General features: G+C 37.7%; 16 protein-coding genes. 15 read left to right on the top strand and 1 reads right to left on the bottom strand.

From position 1 onward, the window contains the following. Positions 1 to 348: 348 nt before the first annotated feature. From AC6CH1_RS18715 to rsmI, 10 genes are all read left to right on the top strand, one after another. The gene (locus AC6CH1_RS18715) at positions 349 to 1,776 is read left to right on the top strand and encodes an aminotransferase class I/II-fold pyridoxal phosphate-dependent enzyme (protein ID WP_498318795.1); all 1,428 of its coding nucleotides are present in this window, start codon (positions 349 to 351) and stop codon (positions 1,774 to 1,776) included. A 19-nt stretch (positions 1,777 to 1,795) separates the two neighbouring features. Beyond that, positions 1,796 to 2,425 (top strand): dTMP kinase, encoded by a 630-nt coding sequence (tmk, locus tag AC6CH1_RS18710; RefSeq protein WP_427714237.1) that lies wholly within the window; start codon positions 1,796 to 1,798, stop codon positions 2,423 to 2,425. A 69-nt stretch (positions 2,426 to 2,494) separates the two neighbouring features. Continuing rightward, positions 2,495 to 2,824, top strand: a complete 330-nt coding sequence (gene darA, locus AC6CH1_RS18705; protein WP_079523149.1) for a cyclic di-AMP receptor DarA — start codon at positions 2,495 to 2,497, stop codon at positions 2,822 to 2,824. 134 nt (positions 2,825 to 2,958) lie between these two features. Beyond that, positions 2,959 to 3,399 carry a YaaR family protein gene (locus AC6CH1_RS18700; protein WP_251691575.1) on the top strand — a complete coding sequence of 147 codons (441 nt, stop codon included), beginning with the start codon at positions 2,959 to 2,961 and terminating at the stop codon, positions 3,397 to 3,399. A gap of 105 nt (positions 3,400 to 3,504) precedes the next feature. Beyond that, positions 3,505 to 4,527, top strand: a complete 1,023-nt coding sequence (gene holB, locus AC6CH1_RS18695; RefSeq protein WP_427714233.1) for a DNA polymerase III subunit delta' — start codon at positions 3,505 to 3,507, stop codon at positions 4,525 to 4,527. Then, positions 4,520 to 5,335 (top strand): PSP1 domain-containing protein, encoded by an 816-nt coding sequence (locus AC6CH1_RS18690; RefSeq protein ID WP_008408311.1) that lies wholly within the window; start codon positions 4,520 to 4,522, stop codon positions 5,333 to 5,335. The genes holB and AC6CH1_RS18690 overlap by 8 nt, the downstream gene beginning before the upstream one ends. A 23-nt stretch (positions 5,336 to 5,358) precedes the next feature. Continuing rightward, complete coding sequence (gene yabA / locus AC6CH1_RS18685; protein ID WP_079523146.1) at positions 5,359 to 5,718, top strand: DNA replication initiation control protein YabA; 360 nt, start codon at positions 5,359 to 5,361, stop codon at positions 5,716 to 5,718. 88 nt (positions 5,719 to 5,806) lie between these two features. After that, a complete protein-coding gene (locus tag AC6CH1_RS18680) occupies positions 5,807 to 6,556 on the top strand; it encodes a tRNA1(Val) (adenine(37)-N6)-methyltransferase (protein WP_498318791.1) in 750 nt (249 codons plus the stop codon). Next, on the top strand, positions 6,540 to 6,818 hold the full coding sequence (locus AC6CH1_RS18675; protein WP_251691569.1) for a GIY-YIG nuclease family protein: 279 nt from the start codon (positions 6,540 to 6,542) through the stop codon (positions 6,816 to 6,818). The genes AC6CH1_RS18680 and AC6CH1_RS18675 overlap by 17 nt, the downstream gene beginning before the upstream one ends. Then, positions 6,799 to 7,671 (top strand): 16S rRNA (cytidine(1402)-2'-O)-methyltransferase, encoded by an 873-nt coding sequence (gene rsmI, locus AC6CH1_RS18670; RefSeq protein WP_251691567.1) that lies wholly within the window; start codon positions 6,799 to 6,801, stop codon positions 7,669 to 7,671. Before AC6CH1_RS18675 ends, rsmI begins: the two co-directional genes overlap by 20 nt. Before the next feature lie 115 nt (positions 7,672 to 7,786). Here the strand turns inward: rsmI and abrB are convergent, their stop codons facing one another. Further along, positions 7,787 to 8,065: a transition state genes transcriptional regulator AbrB gene (abrB, locus tag AC6CH1_RS18665; protein ID WP_285848974.1), complete on the bottom strand. Its 279-nt coding sequence runs from the start codon at positions 8,063 to 8,065 to the stop codon at positions 7,787 to 7,789. A 343-nt stretch (positions 8,066 to 8,408) separates the two neighbouring features. On the opposite strand from abrB, the gene metG reads away from it, so the two are divergent. The 5 genes from metG (at position 8,409) to rsmA (ending at position 14,679) form a co-directional block, all read left to right on the top strand. Further along, positions 8,409 to 10,370: a methionine--tRNA ligase gene (gene metG / locus AC6CH1_RS18660; RefSeq protein ID WP_498318789.1), complete on the top strand. Its 1,962-nt coding sequence runs from the start codon at positions 8,409 to 8,411 to the stop codon at positions 10,368 to 10,370. A 239-nt stretch (positions 10,371 to 10,609) separates the two neighbouring features. Then, on the top strand, positions 10,610 to 11,380 hold the full coding sequence (locus AC6CH1_RS18655; protein WP_251691563.1) for a TatD family hydrolase: 771 nt from the start codon (positions 10,610 to 10,612) through the stop codon (positions 11,378 to 11,380). A gap of 216 nt (positions 11,381 to 11,596) precedes the next feature. Beyond that, positions 11,597 to 12,796 carry a ubiquitin-like domain-containing protein gene (locus tag AC6CH1_RS18650; RefSeq protein ID WP_498318787.1) on the top strand — a complete coding sequence of 400 codons (1,200 nt, stop codon included), beginning with the start codon at positions 11,597 to 11,599 and terminating at the stop codon, positions 12,794 to 12,796. Between the two features lie 439 nt (positions 12,797 to 13,235). After that, positions 13,236 to 13,799, top strand: coding sequence for a ribonuclease M5 (rnmV, locus tag AC6CH1_RS18645; protein ID WP_251691558.1), 564 nt, complete (start codon positions 13,236 to 13,238; stop codon positions 13,797 to 13,799). Then, a complete protein-coding gene (gene rsmA / locus AC6CH1_RS18640) occupies positions 13,792 to 14,679 on the top strand; it encodes a 16S rRNA (adenine(1518)-N(6)/adenine(1519)-N(6))-dimethyltransferase RsmA (protein WP_251691556.1) in 888 nt (295 codons plus the stop codon). The genes rnmV and rsmA overlap by 8 nt, the downstream gene beginning before the upstream one ends. The last annotated feature ends 75 nt before the right edge of the window (positions 14,680 to 14,754 follow it).

Below are 14,754 nucleotides of genomic sequence, written 5' to 3'. Positions count from 1 at the left end.
TTTGTTTAAAAACTTTTATTATATATTATTCCAATGCTGGCAGTAACAATTGTAGTTCTTCAAGAAAAGTTGGTTGAGTGTGTAGGTAAAGGGCAATTACAACGACTAACAGCAAAAGATGTATTAATAGTTGAACGTTTGGAAAACAAAAACCTGGAAGCAGTGGCGTGTACAGTTGTTAAGGATAGTGATGAAAGTAGTAATTAAATTATCAATTTATAAGTAACCAATATCGGATTTATTATTAGCTAACAAATCAGTGTTAGCTAGTTTTTCATTTCTAATGCCAATGGTGGTCTGAAAGGTAGATGCGTCTTATAATAGAAGGACAATGAAAATGAGGTGAACATGGTGAACAATGATCGACCAATCGTTCAAGCATTAGAAAAGTTTGTTGGGGATGATCCACAATCTTTTCATGTGCCTGGGCATAAAAATGGGTTGCTTTCGAATTTGCCAAATGAAATTAAACAGGCATTAAAATATGATGTAACCGAACTGACTGGGCTGGATGATTTCCATCATCCAGAAGAAGCCATTCAACAGGCAGAGCAGCTCCTCGCATCTACATATGGGGCAAGTCGGAGTTTCTTTTTAGTGAATGGCTCAACAGTTGGAAACTTGGCAATGATCTATGCAACATGTGAAAAAGGAGATACAGTACTTGTTCAAAGAAATGCACATAAATCTATTTTTCATGCATTGGAACTTGTAGGAATAAATCCTGTATATGTTTCACCAAAGTGGGATATAAAAAGTCAGACAGCAAGTTGTATCGATTTGGAGACATTAGAGCAAGCGATAGAAAGCTATCCCCATGCGAAAGCGGCTATTTTTACGAATCCGACTTATTACGGGGTGACAGCAAATGATTTAGCGGAACAAATTGAATTGTGCCACGCATATAAGATTCCAGTTTTAGTTGATGAGGCACATGGTGCACATTTAACCGTTTCGGAGGAGCTGCCTCCTTCAGCATTGGAGCTAGGTGCAGATATTGTTGTCCAGTCAGCTCATAAAACATTACCCGCAATGACAATGGCTTCCTTTTTACATATGAAATCATCGTTAGTAAGCGAGCAGAAAGTAAACCGCTATTTACGTATGTTACAATCGAGTAGTCCATCGTATTTATTATTAGCTTCCCTTGACGATGCAAGAAGTTATGTGACGAACTATACGGAAACAGATTATGCATATTTTATAGAGAAACGCCAGCAATTTATTGAGTCTTTGACAATGGCAACGGACTTACAGGTTGTTGAAGTGAATGATTCATTAAAACTATTAGTCCGTGCTCCAGGTTATACAGGATTTCAATTAAAAGAAGCACTGGAAAAATTACATGTATATGTAGAGTTGGCAGATGCAAAGCAAGTGCTTTTAATTTTACCGTTATTAAAGCAGGAGGACTCTTATTCAACTACGGAGGATTTATGTAACCGTATTAAAGAGGCATATACACATTTAAAAAACTTCCCATGCATTGAAAATACAAATGAAATCGAAAGCTTCGAATCGATAACGATTACACAACCTGAGTATAGCTTTGAGGAAATAGAAAAGGCAGAGAAAGAATGGATTCCTTACATGCAAGCTGTTGGACGAATTTGTGCTACAACAATTATTCCGTATCCGCCTGGAATTCCATTACTTGTACAAGGTGAAAAAATTACGGGAGCGCAAATTAGTCAGTTGGAGGGGCTACTCGCTATCGGGGCACTGTTCCAAGGAGATCACCGATTACAGGAGAAATTAATACAAGTCATAATATAGATGCAGGGAGAATATAAAAATGCAAAGGAATTTATTTATTACGTTTGAAGGCGGGGAAGGTGCCGGAAAAACGAGTGTATTAAAAGCAATTGGTGAGCGTTTAAAAGAAAAACAGATTGAGGCATTACTTACACGTGAGCCGGGCGGGATTGAAATCGCCGAGAAAATTCGTGCGGTTATTTTAGACCCGGCCCATACAGAAATGCATGAGCGGACAGAGGCATTATTATATGCAGCAGCACGGGCACAGCATTTCTATGAAAAGATTACACCAGCATTGGAAGAAGGAAAGCATGTATTATGCGATCGGTTTATTGACTCGTCATTGGCATATCAGGGCTATGCACGAGAAATCGGAGTCAATGATGTACTTGCTATCAATGAATTTGCGATAGGAAAGCGACTTCCGGATGTAACGGTTTTCTTTAATATTGCACCTGAAAAAGGATTAGCCCGCATTCATGCGACGCGCAGTGATGAAATTAACCGATTAGATTCTGAAGGATTGGCATTTCATAAAAAAGTATATGAAGGGTACGAGGAAGCAATGAGACGATACCCTGAGCGCTTTAAAATGGTGAATGCCGACCAGCCTATCGAAATGGTGATAGAAGAGGTATGGGGGATTTTAAATCCGTTATTAGGGTAAAAGTAAATGAAGTGTACCTTTTATTTATGATATAATAGAGGAACCAATTCAATGAAGGGGTGAGTACGGATGAAGTTAGTAGTAGCAGTAGTGCAAGATCAAGATAGCAACCGCTTATCGAATGCATTAACAAAAAACAACTATCGTGCGACAAAGTTAGCGAGTACAGGTGGGTTTTTACGATCGGGGAATACGACATTTTTAATAGGTACGGATGATTCTTTAATTCCAAAGTTATTAGATATTATTCGTGAGAACTGTCGATCACGTGAGCAAATGGTTGCTCCTGTATCGCCAATGGGGGGTAACGCAGATTCTTACATCCCGTACCCTGTTGAAGTTGAAGTTGGAGGAGCGATTGTATTTGTATTACCAATCGAACAATTCCATCATTTTTAATTTCTTTCAACAGACTGAAAGAAATTGAAGCCCCTGTCGGTATTGGTAAATTTGCGCAGCCATCATTATTGCGTTTATAAATCCGAGTTCGGTAGTAAGTATAGTGGGGCGTTATTTCTTGGAGGCGAATGGTAATGAAGATTAATCAAGATCTCCGAACAAATTTAAATGCGAATCGCAATGATTTGCGTCCGGCAAATCAAAACGGCAATCGCTTTGGTGACATGATTGTAAAGCAAGAGTCCAAAATGCAGTCAGAGCAGCTCACAAGATTAATGGGTGATATTTCTACAGCGGGTGACCGAGTAGCAAGATCACGGAATCTACGTGAATTAGCACGCTTTAAAATGCTTGTGAAACGTTTTTTACAGGAAGCAGTAGATTATGGGCTTGAGACAAAGCAATCACATACATGGAACCGTTTTGGAGAAGGACGCCGCTTAAAAATTGTTGAAACAATTGATGAGCGTCTTGTCGAATTGGCAGAAGATATTTTAAATGAAGAAAAAGAGTCTATTGATTTATTGGCGAAAATTGGCGAGATTAAGGGACTTTTAATAAATCTGTATATGTAAAAAATGCCCGTGTCTTTGTTGTGCACTAGACACGGGCATTTTTCCAAGCAGAATATATATTGTTTGAATTGTACATAGGGGCATTCAAATAAATAGAAGCAGGAAATGAAAAAGGTGAGGGAATTGACACGAACTATTGAAGAGCTTACGAAGCTGCAACCTGTAGTGATGAAGCAACTACAAACAATTGTAGATAAAAATCGTTTAGCACATGCCTATATATTTGAAGGTGAAAAAGGTACGGGTAAACGAGATGTCGTCTCTTTTTTTATGAAACTTCTTCTTTGCGGAAATTTGTCAGAAAATGTTCCATGTGAAACATGTCGAAATTGCAGACGAGTCGATTCGGGAAATCATCCGAATATTTGGCAAGTAGAGCCTGAAGGACAATTTATTAAAATTGATCAAATAAGAGATTTAGTTGCTGAAATGAAGATGACAGGTGTTGAAGAAGGCAAAAAGATTTATGTGCTTCATCATGCAGATAAATTAAATATTGCGTCTGCTAATATGCTTTTAAAGTTTTTAGAAGAGCCGGACGGACAGGTCGTAGCGATTTTATTAACTGAGCAAATCCAATCTATCATTCCGACGATTCGTTCGCGTTGTCAGCATATTAAATTTGCTAAAGCGCCCCGTACGACGCTGATGGATCAGCTGGTAGAACAGGGAATTACAAATTCAATGGCATCGACAACAAGCATGGTGACAAATGATGTTGAAACAGCTATTGCACTTGCAAATGATGAGCAATTTGTACTTGCACGAAAAACAGTGTTAAAATTAGTAGAGATTGTTCATCAAAATGTTCATGAAGCACTATTATATATTCATGAAGAATGGCTTCCACTCTTCAAAGAAAAAGAAGATATGGAGCTAGCACTGGATTTGTTGCTGTTTGCGTACCGTGATATTGTAGCGATTAAAGCGAACCAGCAAGCAAAGTGCACGTATCCCGATATGTATCAACGATTTAATGAATTGGCACTCGTGTTGACATATGAAAAGCTGTCACGCCAAATGCAGTCTATTTTGCAGGCCCGCACAAATTTAAATCGTAATATGAATCGTACGTTATTGATGGAACAGCTTATGCTGAATCTTCAGGAGGGGTATACATTTGTATAATGTAGTCGGAGTTCGCTTTAAAAAAGCGGGTAAAATATATTATTTTGATCCAGCCGCTTATATTTTGGAAGTTGGCGAATATGTAATCGTAGAAACTGCACGGGGAATTGAATATGGCAAAGTCGTAGTACCAATGCGACAAGTCGGGGAGAATGACGTTGTTTTACCATTAAAACAAGTAGTTCGACCAGCCGATGAACGTGATCGTTTCCAGGTAGAAGAAAATACTATTGAGTCAAAACGTGCCTTTGAATTAGCGAATACGAAAATTGTTGAGCATTCGTTGGATATGAAGCTCGTTGACGTTGAATATACATTTGATCGCAATAAAATTATTTTTTATTTTACAGCAGAAGGACGTGTAGATTTCCGGGAATTAGTAAAGGATTTAGCTAGTGTATTCCGTACTCGAATCGAACTACGTCAAATTGGTGTTCGCGATGAAGCGAAGCTGCTTGGCGGAATTGGGCCATGTGGAAGAATGCTTTGCTGTTCGACATTTTTAGGTGATTTTGAGCCTGTGTCGATTAAAATGGCAAAGGACCAAAATTTATCGCTGAATCCGACAAAAATCTCCGGATTATGTGGACGTTTAATGTGTTGTCTAAAATACGAAAATGATGATTATGAAATTGCAAAAGAAGGTATGCCAGACATCGGTGATTTATCAATGACACCAGAAGGCGAAGGCAAAGTCGTCGGATTAAATGTATTAGAGCGACTCATCCAAGTATATTTGACGAAGCAGGAGCGTATGGTTGAATATACGCTTGAAGAGCTTATGCAATATGAGAAAAATCTGATATAGATAGAATTAATGGGGTGGCTTGAGTGAAGGACCGTAATTTTTTGGATACTGTTATGGAGTTCGAACAACAGCTTGAATCAATGCAACAGCAATTTAGCGCACTTAAGCAATTTGTTGCGCATATGATGGAGGAGCATCAGACGCTTCAAACAGAAAACCTTCACCTACGTACGCGCTTAGAAGAACTATTAGCGAATGAAGCAACTGCAAGTAAACGAGTAGAAGAGCTAAAAAAAGAACCAGTAGATATTGGCGAAGGGTACGATAATTTAGCAAGGCTTTATAATGAAGGTTTCCATGTATGTCACGTGCATTTTGGAAGCTCACGTAAAGGTGAAGATTGTTTGTTCTGTCTATCATTTTTAAATAAACAAAATGGTTAAAAACAAAAGGCTGAATCTGCTAAAGTAGATATCAGTCTTTTGTTTAGAAAAGGCTGATTAAAATAGCAGTTAAGTGGAGGATTTAATAGTGGAACAATGGTTGAAGGATGATGAGCGATTAGATTATTTACTGGCGGAAGATTTACGAATTATTCAAAGCCCATCCGTCTTTTCGTTCTCATTGGATGCAGTATTACTGGCGCGATTTGTACAAGTCCCGAAAAATAAAGGACATATTATTGATTTATGTTCAGGCAATGGGGTAATCCCACTCTTTATGAGTGCGCGGACAAATGCAAAAATTACTGGTGTAGAATTACAGCCGCGGTTGCATGATATGGCAACACGCAGTATTGCATACAATAACTTGGCACAACAGATCGACATGCAGCTTGGTGATGTAAAAGATGCACCTGGAACACTTGGTATTGAAAAATATGATGTTGTGACATGTAATCCTCCTTATTTTTTGGCACATGAGTTGAGCGAAAAAAATACGAGCGAGCATTATGCAATTGCTAGGCATGAGCTGTATTTAACGCTTGATGACGCAATCATAGCAACAAGCCGTCTGTTAAAACAAGGCGGAAAGGCGGCCTTTGTACACAGACCAGGAAGACTTTTGGATATTGTTAGTGCAATGCGAGCGAATCGGCTGGAGCCAAAGCGCATACAGTTTGTTTATCCAAAACGGGGGAAAGAAGCGAATACATTACTGATTGAAGCAATTAAAGACGGCAAGCCGGACTTAAAAGTATTGCCACCATTGTACGTATATGAGGATAATAATGAGTATACGCCAGAAGTGAGGGCACTTTTGTATGGAGAAGGAAACTAAACATTACTTTTATGTGCTAGAGTGTAGTGATGCTACACTATATGCAGGCTATACGAATAATTTAGAGAAGCGAATTGCAACACATAATGCAGGTAAAGGGGCAAAATATACACGAGCACGCGGACCAGTAACGTGTATTTATTATGAAACATTTGAAACAAAACAGCAGGCAATGTCTGCTGAATATGCATTTAAACAATTAAAGCGACCCCAAAAAATAAAGTATATAAGGAGTGCTGCAGATGAACTCACAAAAAAGTAGCCAGCATGAACAAGGGAGCTGTCTATACTTAGTAGCGACACCAATCGGCAATCTAGAAGACATGACGATGCGTGCATTGCGTATTTTAAAAGAAGTCGATATTATTGCTGCAGAAGATACACGTAATACGAAAAAGCTATGTAATTATTTCGATATTCAAACACCGCTTATTAGTTATCATGAGCATAATATTGAAGTAGGTGGCGAGAAACTGCTTGGCTATTTGCAAGAAGGAAAATCCATTGCATTAGTAAGTGATGCAGGTTTACCTTGTATTTCGGATCCTGGGGCTGATATTGTCGTAAAAGCAATTGCAGAAGGATTTGCTGTCGTACCAATCCCTGGAGCCAATGCCGCTTTAACTGCTCTAATTGCATCCGGTCTTTCTCCACAGCCATTTTATTTCTTCGGCTTTTTAAAACGAAGCAAAAAGGAACGCAGAGAACAGCTGGAAAAATTGTCGAAGCGAGAAGAGACGCTGATCTTTTATGAAGCACCACATCGTTTGAAGGAAACATTGAAAGACTTACAGCTCGTATTAGGTAACCGCAAAATTACACTGGCACGGGAATTAACGAAGAAATTTGAAGAGTTTTTGCGGGGTACAATAGAAGAAGCGATCATTTGGGCAAGTGAAAATGAAATTCGCGGTGAATTTTGTATCGTGCTGGAAGGCAATACTTCAGGTGAAATCGACGATGAAGAAGAAGCTTACTGGACAACCATGTCATTGGATGAGCATGTTACTTATATAATAGAAGAAACTCAAATATCTTCAAAAGAAGCCATTAAAGAAGTAGCCAAATTACGAAACATACCAAAACGTGATGTTTACCAGGCGTACCATCAATAAAAAAGCGTTGAAAAGTCAACATACTTTTCAACGCTTTTCATATTTGGTAAAATAATACTTTACTTTACATAAACTAGTGAACGCTTAACCGCTTCATTTGTTTAAATAAGTGATATTATTTTTTTAAGTTTTCTTGAATTTCTTTCACTAATGCTTCTGCACCTTCAGAAGACAAGATTAATTTACCGCCTACTAAACGCATGTTTTCATCAGAAACTTCACCAGTTACTGCACATGTCATGTTAGGCATGTATTTTTTTAAGATGATTTTGTCGTCATCCACATAGATTTCTAAAGCGTCTTTTTCAGCAATACCTAATGTACGGCGTAATTCGATTGGAATTACTACACGTCCTAATTCGTCTACTTTACGTACGATACCTGTTGATTTCATATTAATATTTCCTCCTAATATAAGAAAAGTTATTTAAATTCGTCAAAATTCGACATTCATCCTGATCTAGTTAAAATCATAACAATTAATACCATATACGTCAATAATTTAGCATTCAAATTTCCTTCGTTTAGGAAACTTTTTTGTCATATTTGTACTTTTTAAGGAAATTATAAAAAATATTTACCATAGAATATTTAGAATAGTCGAAAAGATTTAAGTAATTGCCAAGATTTAGTTTCGATTATTCGACAAAACTCAATTCCAATAAACTTTCATTGAAACAATTTTCGTACTTCGTTAGAATAAGACTTATACTTAACAAACAAATGGAGGCACTTTCGTGAGTGAACAACAAACATTCTATATAACAACCCCAATTTATTACCCGAGTGGAAAGTTCCATATCGGTACTGCATATACGACAGTTGCATCTGATGCAATAGCGCGATATAAGCGTCTAAAAGGATTTGATGTCCGTTTTTTAACAGGCATGGATGAGCACGGACAAAAAATTCAGGAAAAAGCACAAGAAGCTAATATGCATCCGCAAGATTATGTAAATGAAATTGCAGAAGGCGCCAAGAAATTATGGAATACTATGGATATTTCCTATAATGACTTTATTCAAACCACTGAATCACGTCATAAAGATTCTGTAGAGAAAATTTTCCAGAAGTTCTTAGACAACGGTGACATTTATAAAGGCGAGTATGAAGGACTTTATTGTGTGCCTTGTGAGTCTTATTATACTGAGACGCAATTAGTCGATGGAAAGTGCCCGGATTGTGGGCGAGATGTGCAAAAAGTGAAGGAAGAGTCATATTTCTTTAATATGAAGAAATACTCAGACCGCTTGCTTGCTTATTATGAAAATAATTTAGAGTTTATCGAGCCGGAATCTCGCAAAAATGAAATGATCAATAACTTCATTAAACCAGGTCTGGAAGATTTATCTGTTTCCCGTACATCATTCGACTGGGGAATAAAAGTACCAGGGAATCCGAAACATGTTATTTACGTATGGGTAGATGCATTATCGAACTATATTACTTCTTTAGGATATGGTTCTGACAATGAAGAACTATTCAATAAGTATTGGCCGGCAGATGTCCATGTAGTAGGGAAAGATATTGTTCGTTTCCATACAATTTATTGGCCGATTTTCTTAATGGCATTAGACTTACCATTACCAAAGAAAATTTTTGCACACGGTTTCATTATGATGAAAGACGGAAAAATGTCGAAATCTAAAGGTAATGTTGTGTATCCGGAAATGTTAATCGAACGATACGGTTTGGATGCAACACGTTATTTCCTATTGCGTGAGCTGCCATTTGGTCAAGATGGCGTATTTTCACCTGAATCATTCGTCGAGCGGACAAATTTCGATTTGGCAAACGATTTAGGAAACCTTTTAAACAGAACAGTTTCCATGATGAACAAGTATTTCGATGGGGTAATTCCTACTGAAAACTTGGAAGCGACACAATTTGATGCAGCATTAAAAGAACATGCTGAGAATGTACGTGTTAGATATGAAGAAAGTATGGAAAAAATGCAGTTTAGTGTCGTACTTTCTGAATTATGGTCATTAGTTTCACGTACGAATAAATATATCGATGAAACATCTCCTTGGGTACTGGCAAAAGAGGAAGCCGATAAAAATAAACTTGCTGCTGTTATGAATAATTTGGCAGAAAGCTTACGTCATATTGCAGTTATGATTCAGCCATTCATGACAAATGCGCCCAAACAAATTATCGATCAATTAGGTCTTGATGAAAAATTATTACAATGGGACACAATTGAAACATTCGGTAATGTTATTCCGAAAAACATAAAAGTGGCTGAAAAAGGAACACCAATCTTCCCGCGTCTTGATACAGAAGTGGAAGTAGCTTACATTCGTGAACAAATGCAAAGCTCTGTAAAAACAGTACAGGAAGAAGAAACGACACCTGTTGAAGCACCGGATACAGAAGAAATTACAATTGATGATTTCATGAAAGTAGATTTACGTGTTGCGACAGTATTGGCATGTGAACCAGTAGCAAAAGCCAAGAAATTATTAAAGCTGCAGGTTGATTTAGGTTATGAACAACGTCAAGTGGTATCAGGGATTGCAGAGCACTATAAACCGGAAGAACTTATCGGTAAAAGGGTAATTGTCGTTGCTAATTTAAAACCTGTTACATTACGCGGCGAATTATCTCAAGGAATGATTTTAGCAGGCTCACATGAGGGAGTTTTAACATTGGCTACTGTTGATCCCAAATTAGCAAATGGTGCACAAGTGAAGTAATTTGAAAAAAGTCTGTTGGAACCGAAAAGTTCAGCAGACTTTTTCATTACTTTATAAAAAACTATTTAAATATAATTTATATATGGTTGAAAAAGGATGTTTAGTGGTTTTTTGGCACTTCACCACCCAATTTTTAGCGATTATACAATAATAAATATGTATTTTGTAACCTATATGTAATAATACTGAAAACTAAGAAATATGATCTATGAGTACAATACACGATAGGAGAAATGAATATGAGCACATTTATAGATACACATGTCCATTTAAACGCAGATCAGTATGATGAAGATTTACAGGAAGTAATTGACCGTGCTATTGAAGCCAACGTAGAAAAGATGGTTGTCATCGGCTTTGACAAAAAAACGATAGAGCGTGCGATGCGACTAGTAGAGGATTACGATTTTATTTATGCAGTAATTGGTTGGCACCCGGTAGATGCAGTTGATTGTACAGACGAGTATTTAAACTGGATCGAAGAACTGGCAAAGCATCCTAAAGTTGTCGGAATCGGTGAGACAGGACTGGATTATTACTGGGATAAATCTCCGAAAGATGTCCAACAGTATTGGTTCCGTAAGCAGATCCAATTGGCAAAAAAACTCGAATTACCAATTATCATTCATAATCGCGATGCAACAGGCGATGTTGTGCGTATTCTACAAGAGGAAGACGCAGCAGCTGTTGGCGGGATTATGCATTGTTTTGGCGGTAGTGTTGAAACAGCTCGCGAATGCATAAACATGAATTTCATGATTAGTCTTGGAGGACCGGTAACATTTAAAAATGCACGTCAGCCAAAAGAAGTCGCGGCAGAAATTCCGCTGGAGCATTTGCTAATTGAAACAGATGCGCCGTATTTAGCCCCACATCCATTTCGAGGAAAACGAAATGAGCCGGCATTCGTTACATTGGTGGCAGAGGAGATTGCTCGTCTGAAAGAATTGCCTGTGGAAGAAGTTGCCAATAAAACAACGGAAAATGCAAAGCGCTTTTTTAAAATTTAATGCTAAATACATCAAAATAACGGTAGAAATTAATTACGGATTTTTACGTTAGGATTGTTTTTCAAAGTGCAAAAGGTTCATGATGATAAGACGCCTCCAATACTAGTTGCAGTACGAGTTCAAGCAAAATGCCCAATTTTTGATAAATTCTTTTTTATTGACAGTAAGAAAACTAGTACGTATAATCCAACTTTGTATTAAGGAGGCGTTATTTTCATGTCAAATCAATCCATGAAAAGCCAGTTCTTAGGATCATTGAGGAGTAAGCAAACAGGGGTCCGAATTCTTTCTGTAGTCCTGTTTGTATCTGTAATTGCATTTGTTCTATACCACGGAACTAAAACTCCCGTTACGTTAACAGCTGACGGTGAGACCACAAAAATTTATACACACGCAACTACGGTTGATGAGCTATTGACAGCTCAAAATATAGATTATACAAAATATGATAAAGTATCACCCTCACTGAGTACCAGTATTGATAGTGGAATGTCAATAGAATGGGAACAGGCAAAAGAAGTAGTAATTTCAGTTGATGGAAATCAGTCTAAAGTTTGGACAACTGAAAATGTAGTGAAGAACATTTTGGAAGAAGCAAATATTGAAGTAACAGAGCATGATCTTGTATCACAAAGCTTAGATACAGAAGTAGGAGCCGATAACAAAATCGATATTCAAAAAGCGTTTCAGTTAACGCTTGTCGATGGCAAAAAAGAGAGACAAGTATGGTCCACTTCGACTACGGTCGCTAACTTTTTAAAACAACAAGAGGTTCAATTAGGTGAATCGGATCGTGTCGAGAGAGGTTTGGAGGAAGTTATCGCTCCAAATGATAAAATCGCAGTTGTTCGCGTAGAAAAGGTTACCGATGTAGTGGAAGAATCAGTAGATTTCGCAATTGAAAAGAAAAATGATTCTTCTTTATTAAAGGGCAAAGAAAAGGTTGTTTCAGAAGGTGAAAAAGGTAAGGTAGAACGTACATACTCTATTGTTAAAGAGAATGGTAAAGTCGTTTCGAAAAAACTTGCTTCTGAAAAAGTAGTTAAAAAACCAAAAACAAAAGTTGTATCTGTAGGGACAAAAGTTGTCACTGCAAATGTTTCCCGATCTAGTGAACCAAGTTCAGGGAAAGAATTTTATGTAACAGCAACAGCATATACACCAAATTGTGCAGGCTGCTCAGGTATTTCGGCAGCAGGTCTTAACCTGCGCGCAAATCCGGATATGAAGGTCATTGCAGTAGACCCTAAAATTATTCCTTTAGGAACAAAAGTATGGGTTGAAGGCTACGGGAATGCTGTAGCTGCTGATACAGGCGGTGCAATAAAAGGTAAAAAAATCGATGTCTTAGTACCGACAACGTCCAAAGCAAAAAACTGGGGGCGCAAAAAGGTACGTATTAAAGTACTGAACTAAATTTTATCGCCATTCATTAAATTCCCTTTATACTGAAAGAGTAGCGGCAAGTACAGAAAACATTTACCTTTTTAGTTGGGTGATGAATGCTTGTTTTGTTCGTTTCAGCTGTGTTTCAAACGCTCGCTGAATGAAGAGGAGCTCCTTGGTGGATGTCATAGAACTTTTTAAAGGGACCCAGCCTTCATTTGTCCTATGTTGTGGCAAATGCTGACTTACCCACATTATGTATGCCTAAAAAAGCCTGGATGCAATTACACCGAGGTGTAATTGATTATTCAGTTGTATGATATTAAATTAACATTCCAAAATGTATATCGGCTTTCTCGCTTTTTGACTGATGGCGAGGGAGCTTTTTTCATTGAAGTTAGCACAGCGGTAACAAAGTGCAATCTATGGTAAAATAGCGAAAGACTAAGTTAGAAATGAGGAACGTTTCTTGGATATACAAGAGATTATTGTTGTTGAAGGAAAAGACGATACAACAGCGATTAAGCGTGCGACAGGAGCAGATACTATAGAAACAAACGGTTCTGCAATTTCAGATGAAGTCCTGCGCCGTATTGAGCATGCCCAGAAAAAAAGAGGCGTCATTGTATTTACGGACCCTGATTACCCTGGCCGTCGTATTCGCGCGATTATAGAAGAGCGGATACCAGGTGTGAAGCATGCGTTTTTAGCAAAGGCGAAAACAATTGCCAAAAACGGCAAAGGTTTAGGGATTGAACACGCAAACGATGAGGATATCCGTGAAGCATTAAGCAATGTGTATACATTGGCAGATTCTCAAATTGAGGAAAGAATTACACTGGAAGATTTAATGATAGCCAAACTGATAGGACACCCGCAATCAAAAAAACGTCGGGATCAGTTAGGGGAAATTTTAAATATAGGAATGACAAATGGTAAACAGCTTCATAAACGATTGATGATGTTTCAAATAACAATCGAGCAGTTTGCAGAAGCAATTTCGCAATTAGATCAGGAGGATACGCATGCATAAAGACATTGCTACACCGGTACGTACAAAAGAAATTTTAGAAAAATACGGATTTTCATTTAAAAAGAGCTTAGGGCAAAACTTTTTAATCGACCCGAATATTTTACGTAATATCGTCAGTCACGCTAATTTAACGGAAAATAGTGGAGCGATTGAAGTTGGACCTGGGATTGGTGCATTGACAGAGCATTTAGCCCGCGAGGCAAAAAAAGTCGTATCGTTTGAAATTGATCAAAGGCTTTTACCTGTACTCGAGGATACATTAAGCCCTTATGACAATGTAAAGATAGTCCATTCGGATATTTTAAAGGCCGATGTTGCACAAGTAATCGAAGAAGAAATGCCAGGTATTGATGATATTATGGTCGTGGCTAATTTACCTTACTATGTGACAACACCAATCTTAATGAAGCTTTTAAATGATCGTTTACCGATTCGCGGCTTTGTCGTGATGATGCAGAAGGAAGTAGCGGATCGTATTACCGCAAAACCGGGTACGAAGGCATATGGCTCTTTATCAATTGCAATTCAGTATTACGTAACAGCGGAAATCGCGATGGTTGTGCCAAAAACGGTATTTATGCCACAGCCAAATGTAGATTCGGCAGTAATTCGTTTAATTAAACATGAAAATCCTCCAGTGAAAGTAATTGACGAGGACTTCTTATTTGAAGTATCCCGTGCTTCGTTTGCACAACGTCGTAAAACAATTTTAAATAATTTACAAAATGGACTTGTTAATGGTAAGCAAAATAAAGAGCTTATCCTTCAAGCATTAGAAGAAGCCGGAATTGAACCATCACGTCGTGGTGAAACATTGTCAATCCAAGAATTTGGAAAATTAGCGGACTGCTTATATCCTAACTTTTGTGTAAGACAATAAAATGAATTTCACATTAAAAAATTTTAAGAAATCTTAAGAAAAAAGTTGACGACTTTGTATCACGGTGATAAAATA

Source organism: Solibacillus sp. GQ1, assembly GCF_059758555.1.
The sequence above is the reverse complement of the archived record's forward strand: the minus strand, read 5'-3'. Positions and strand labels throughout refer to the sequence as shown.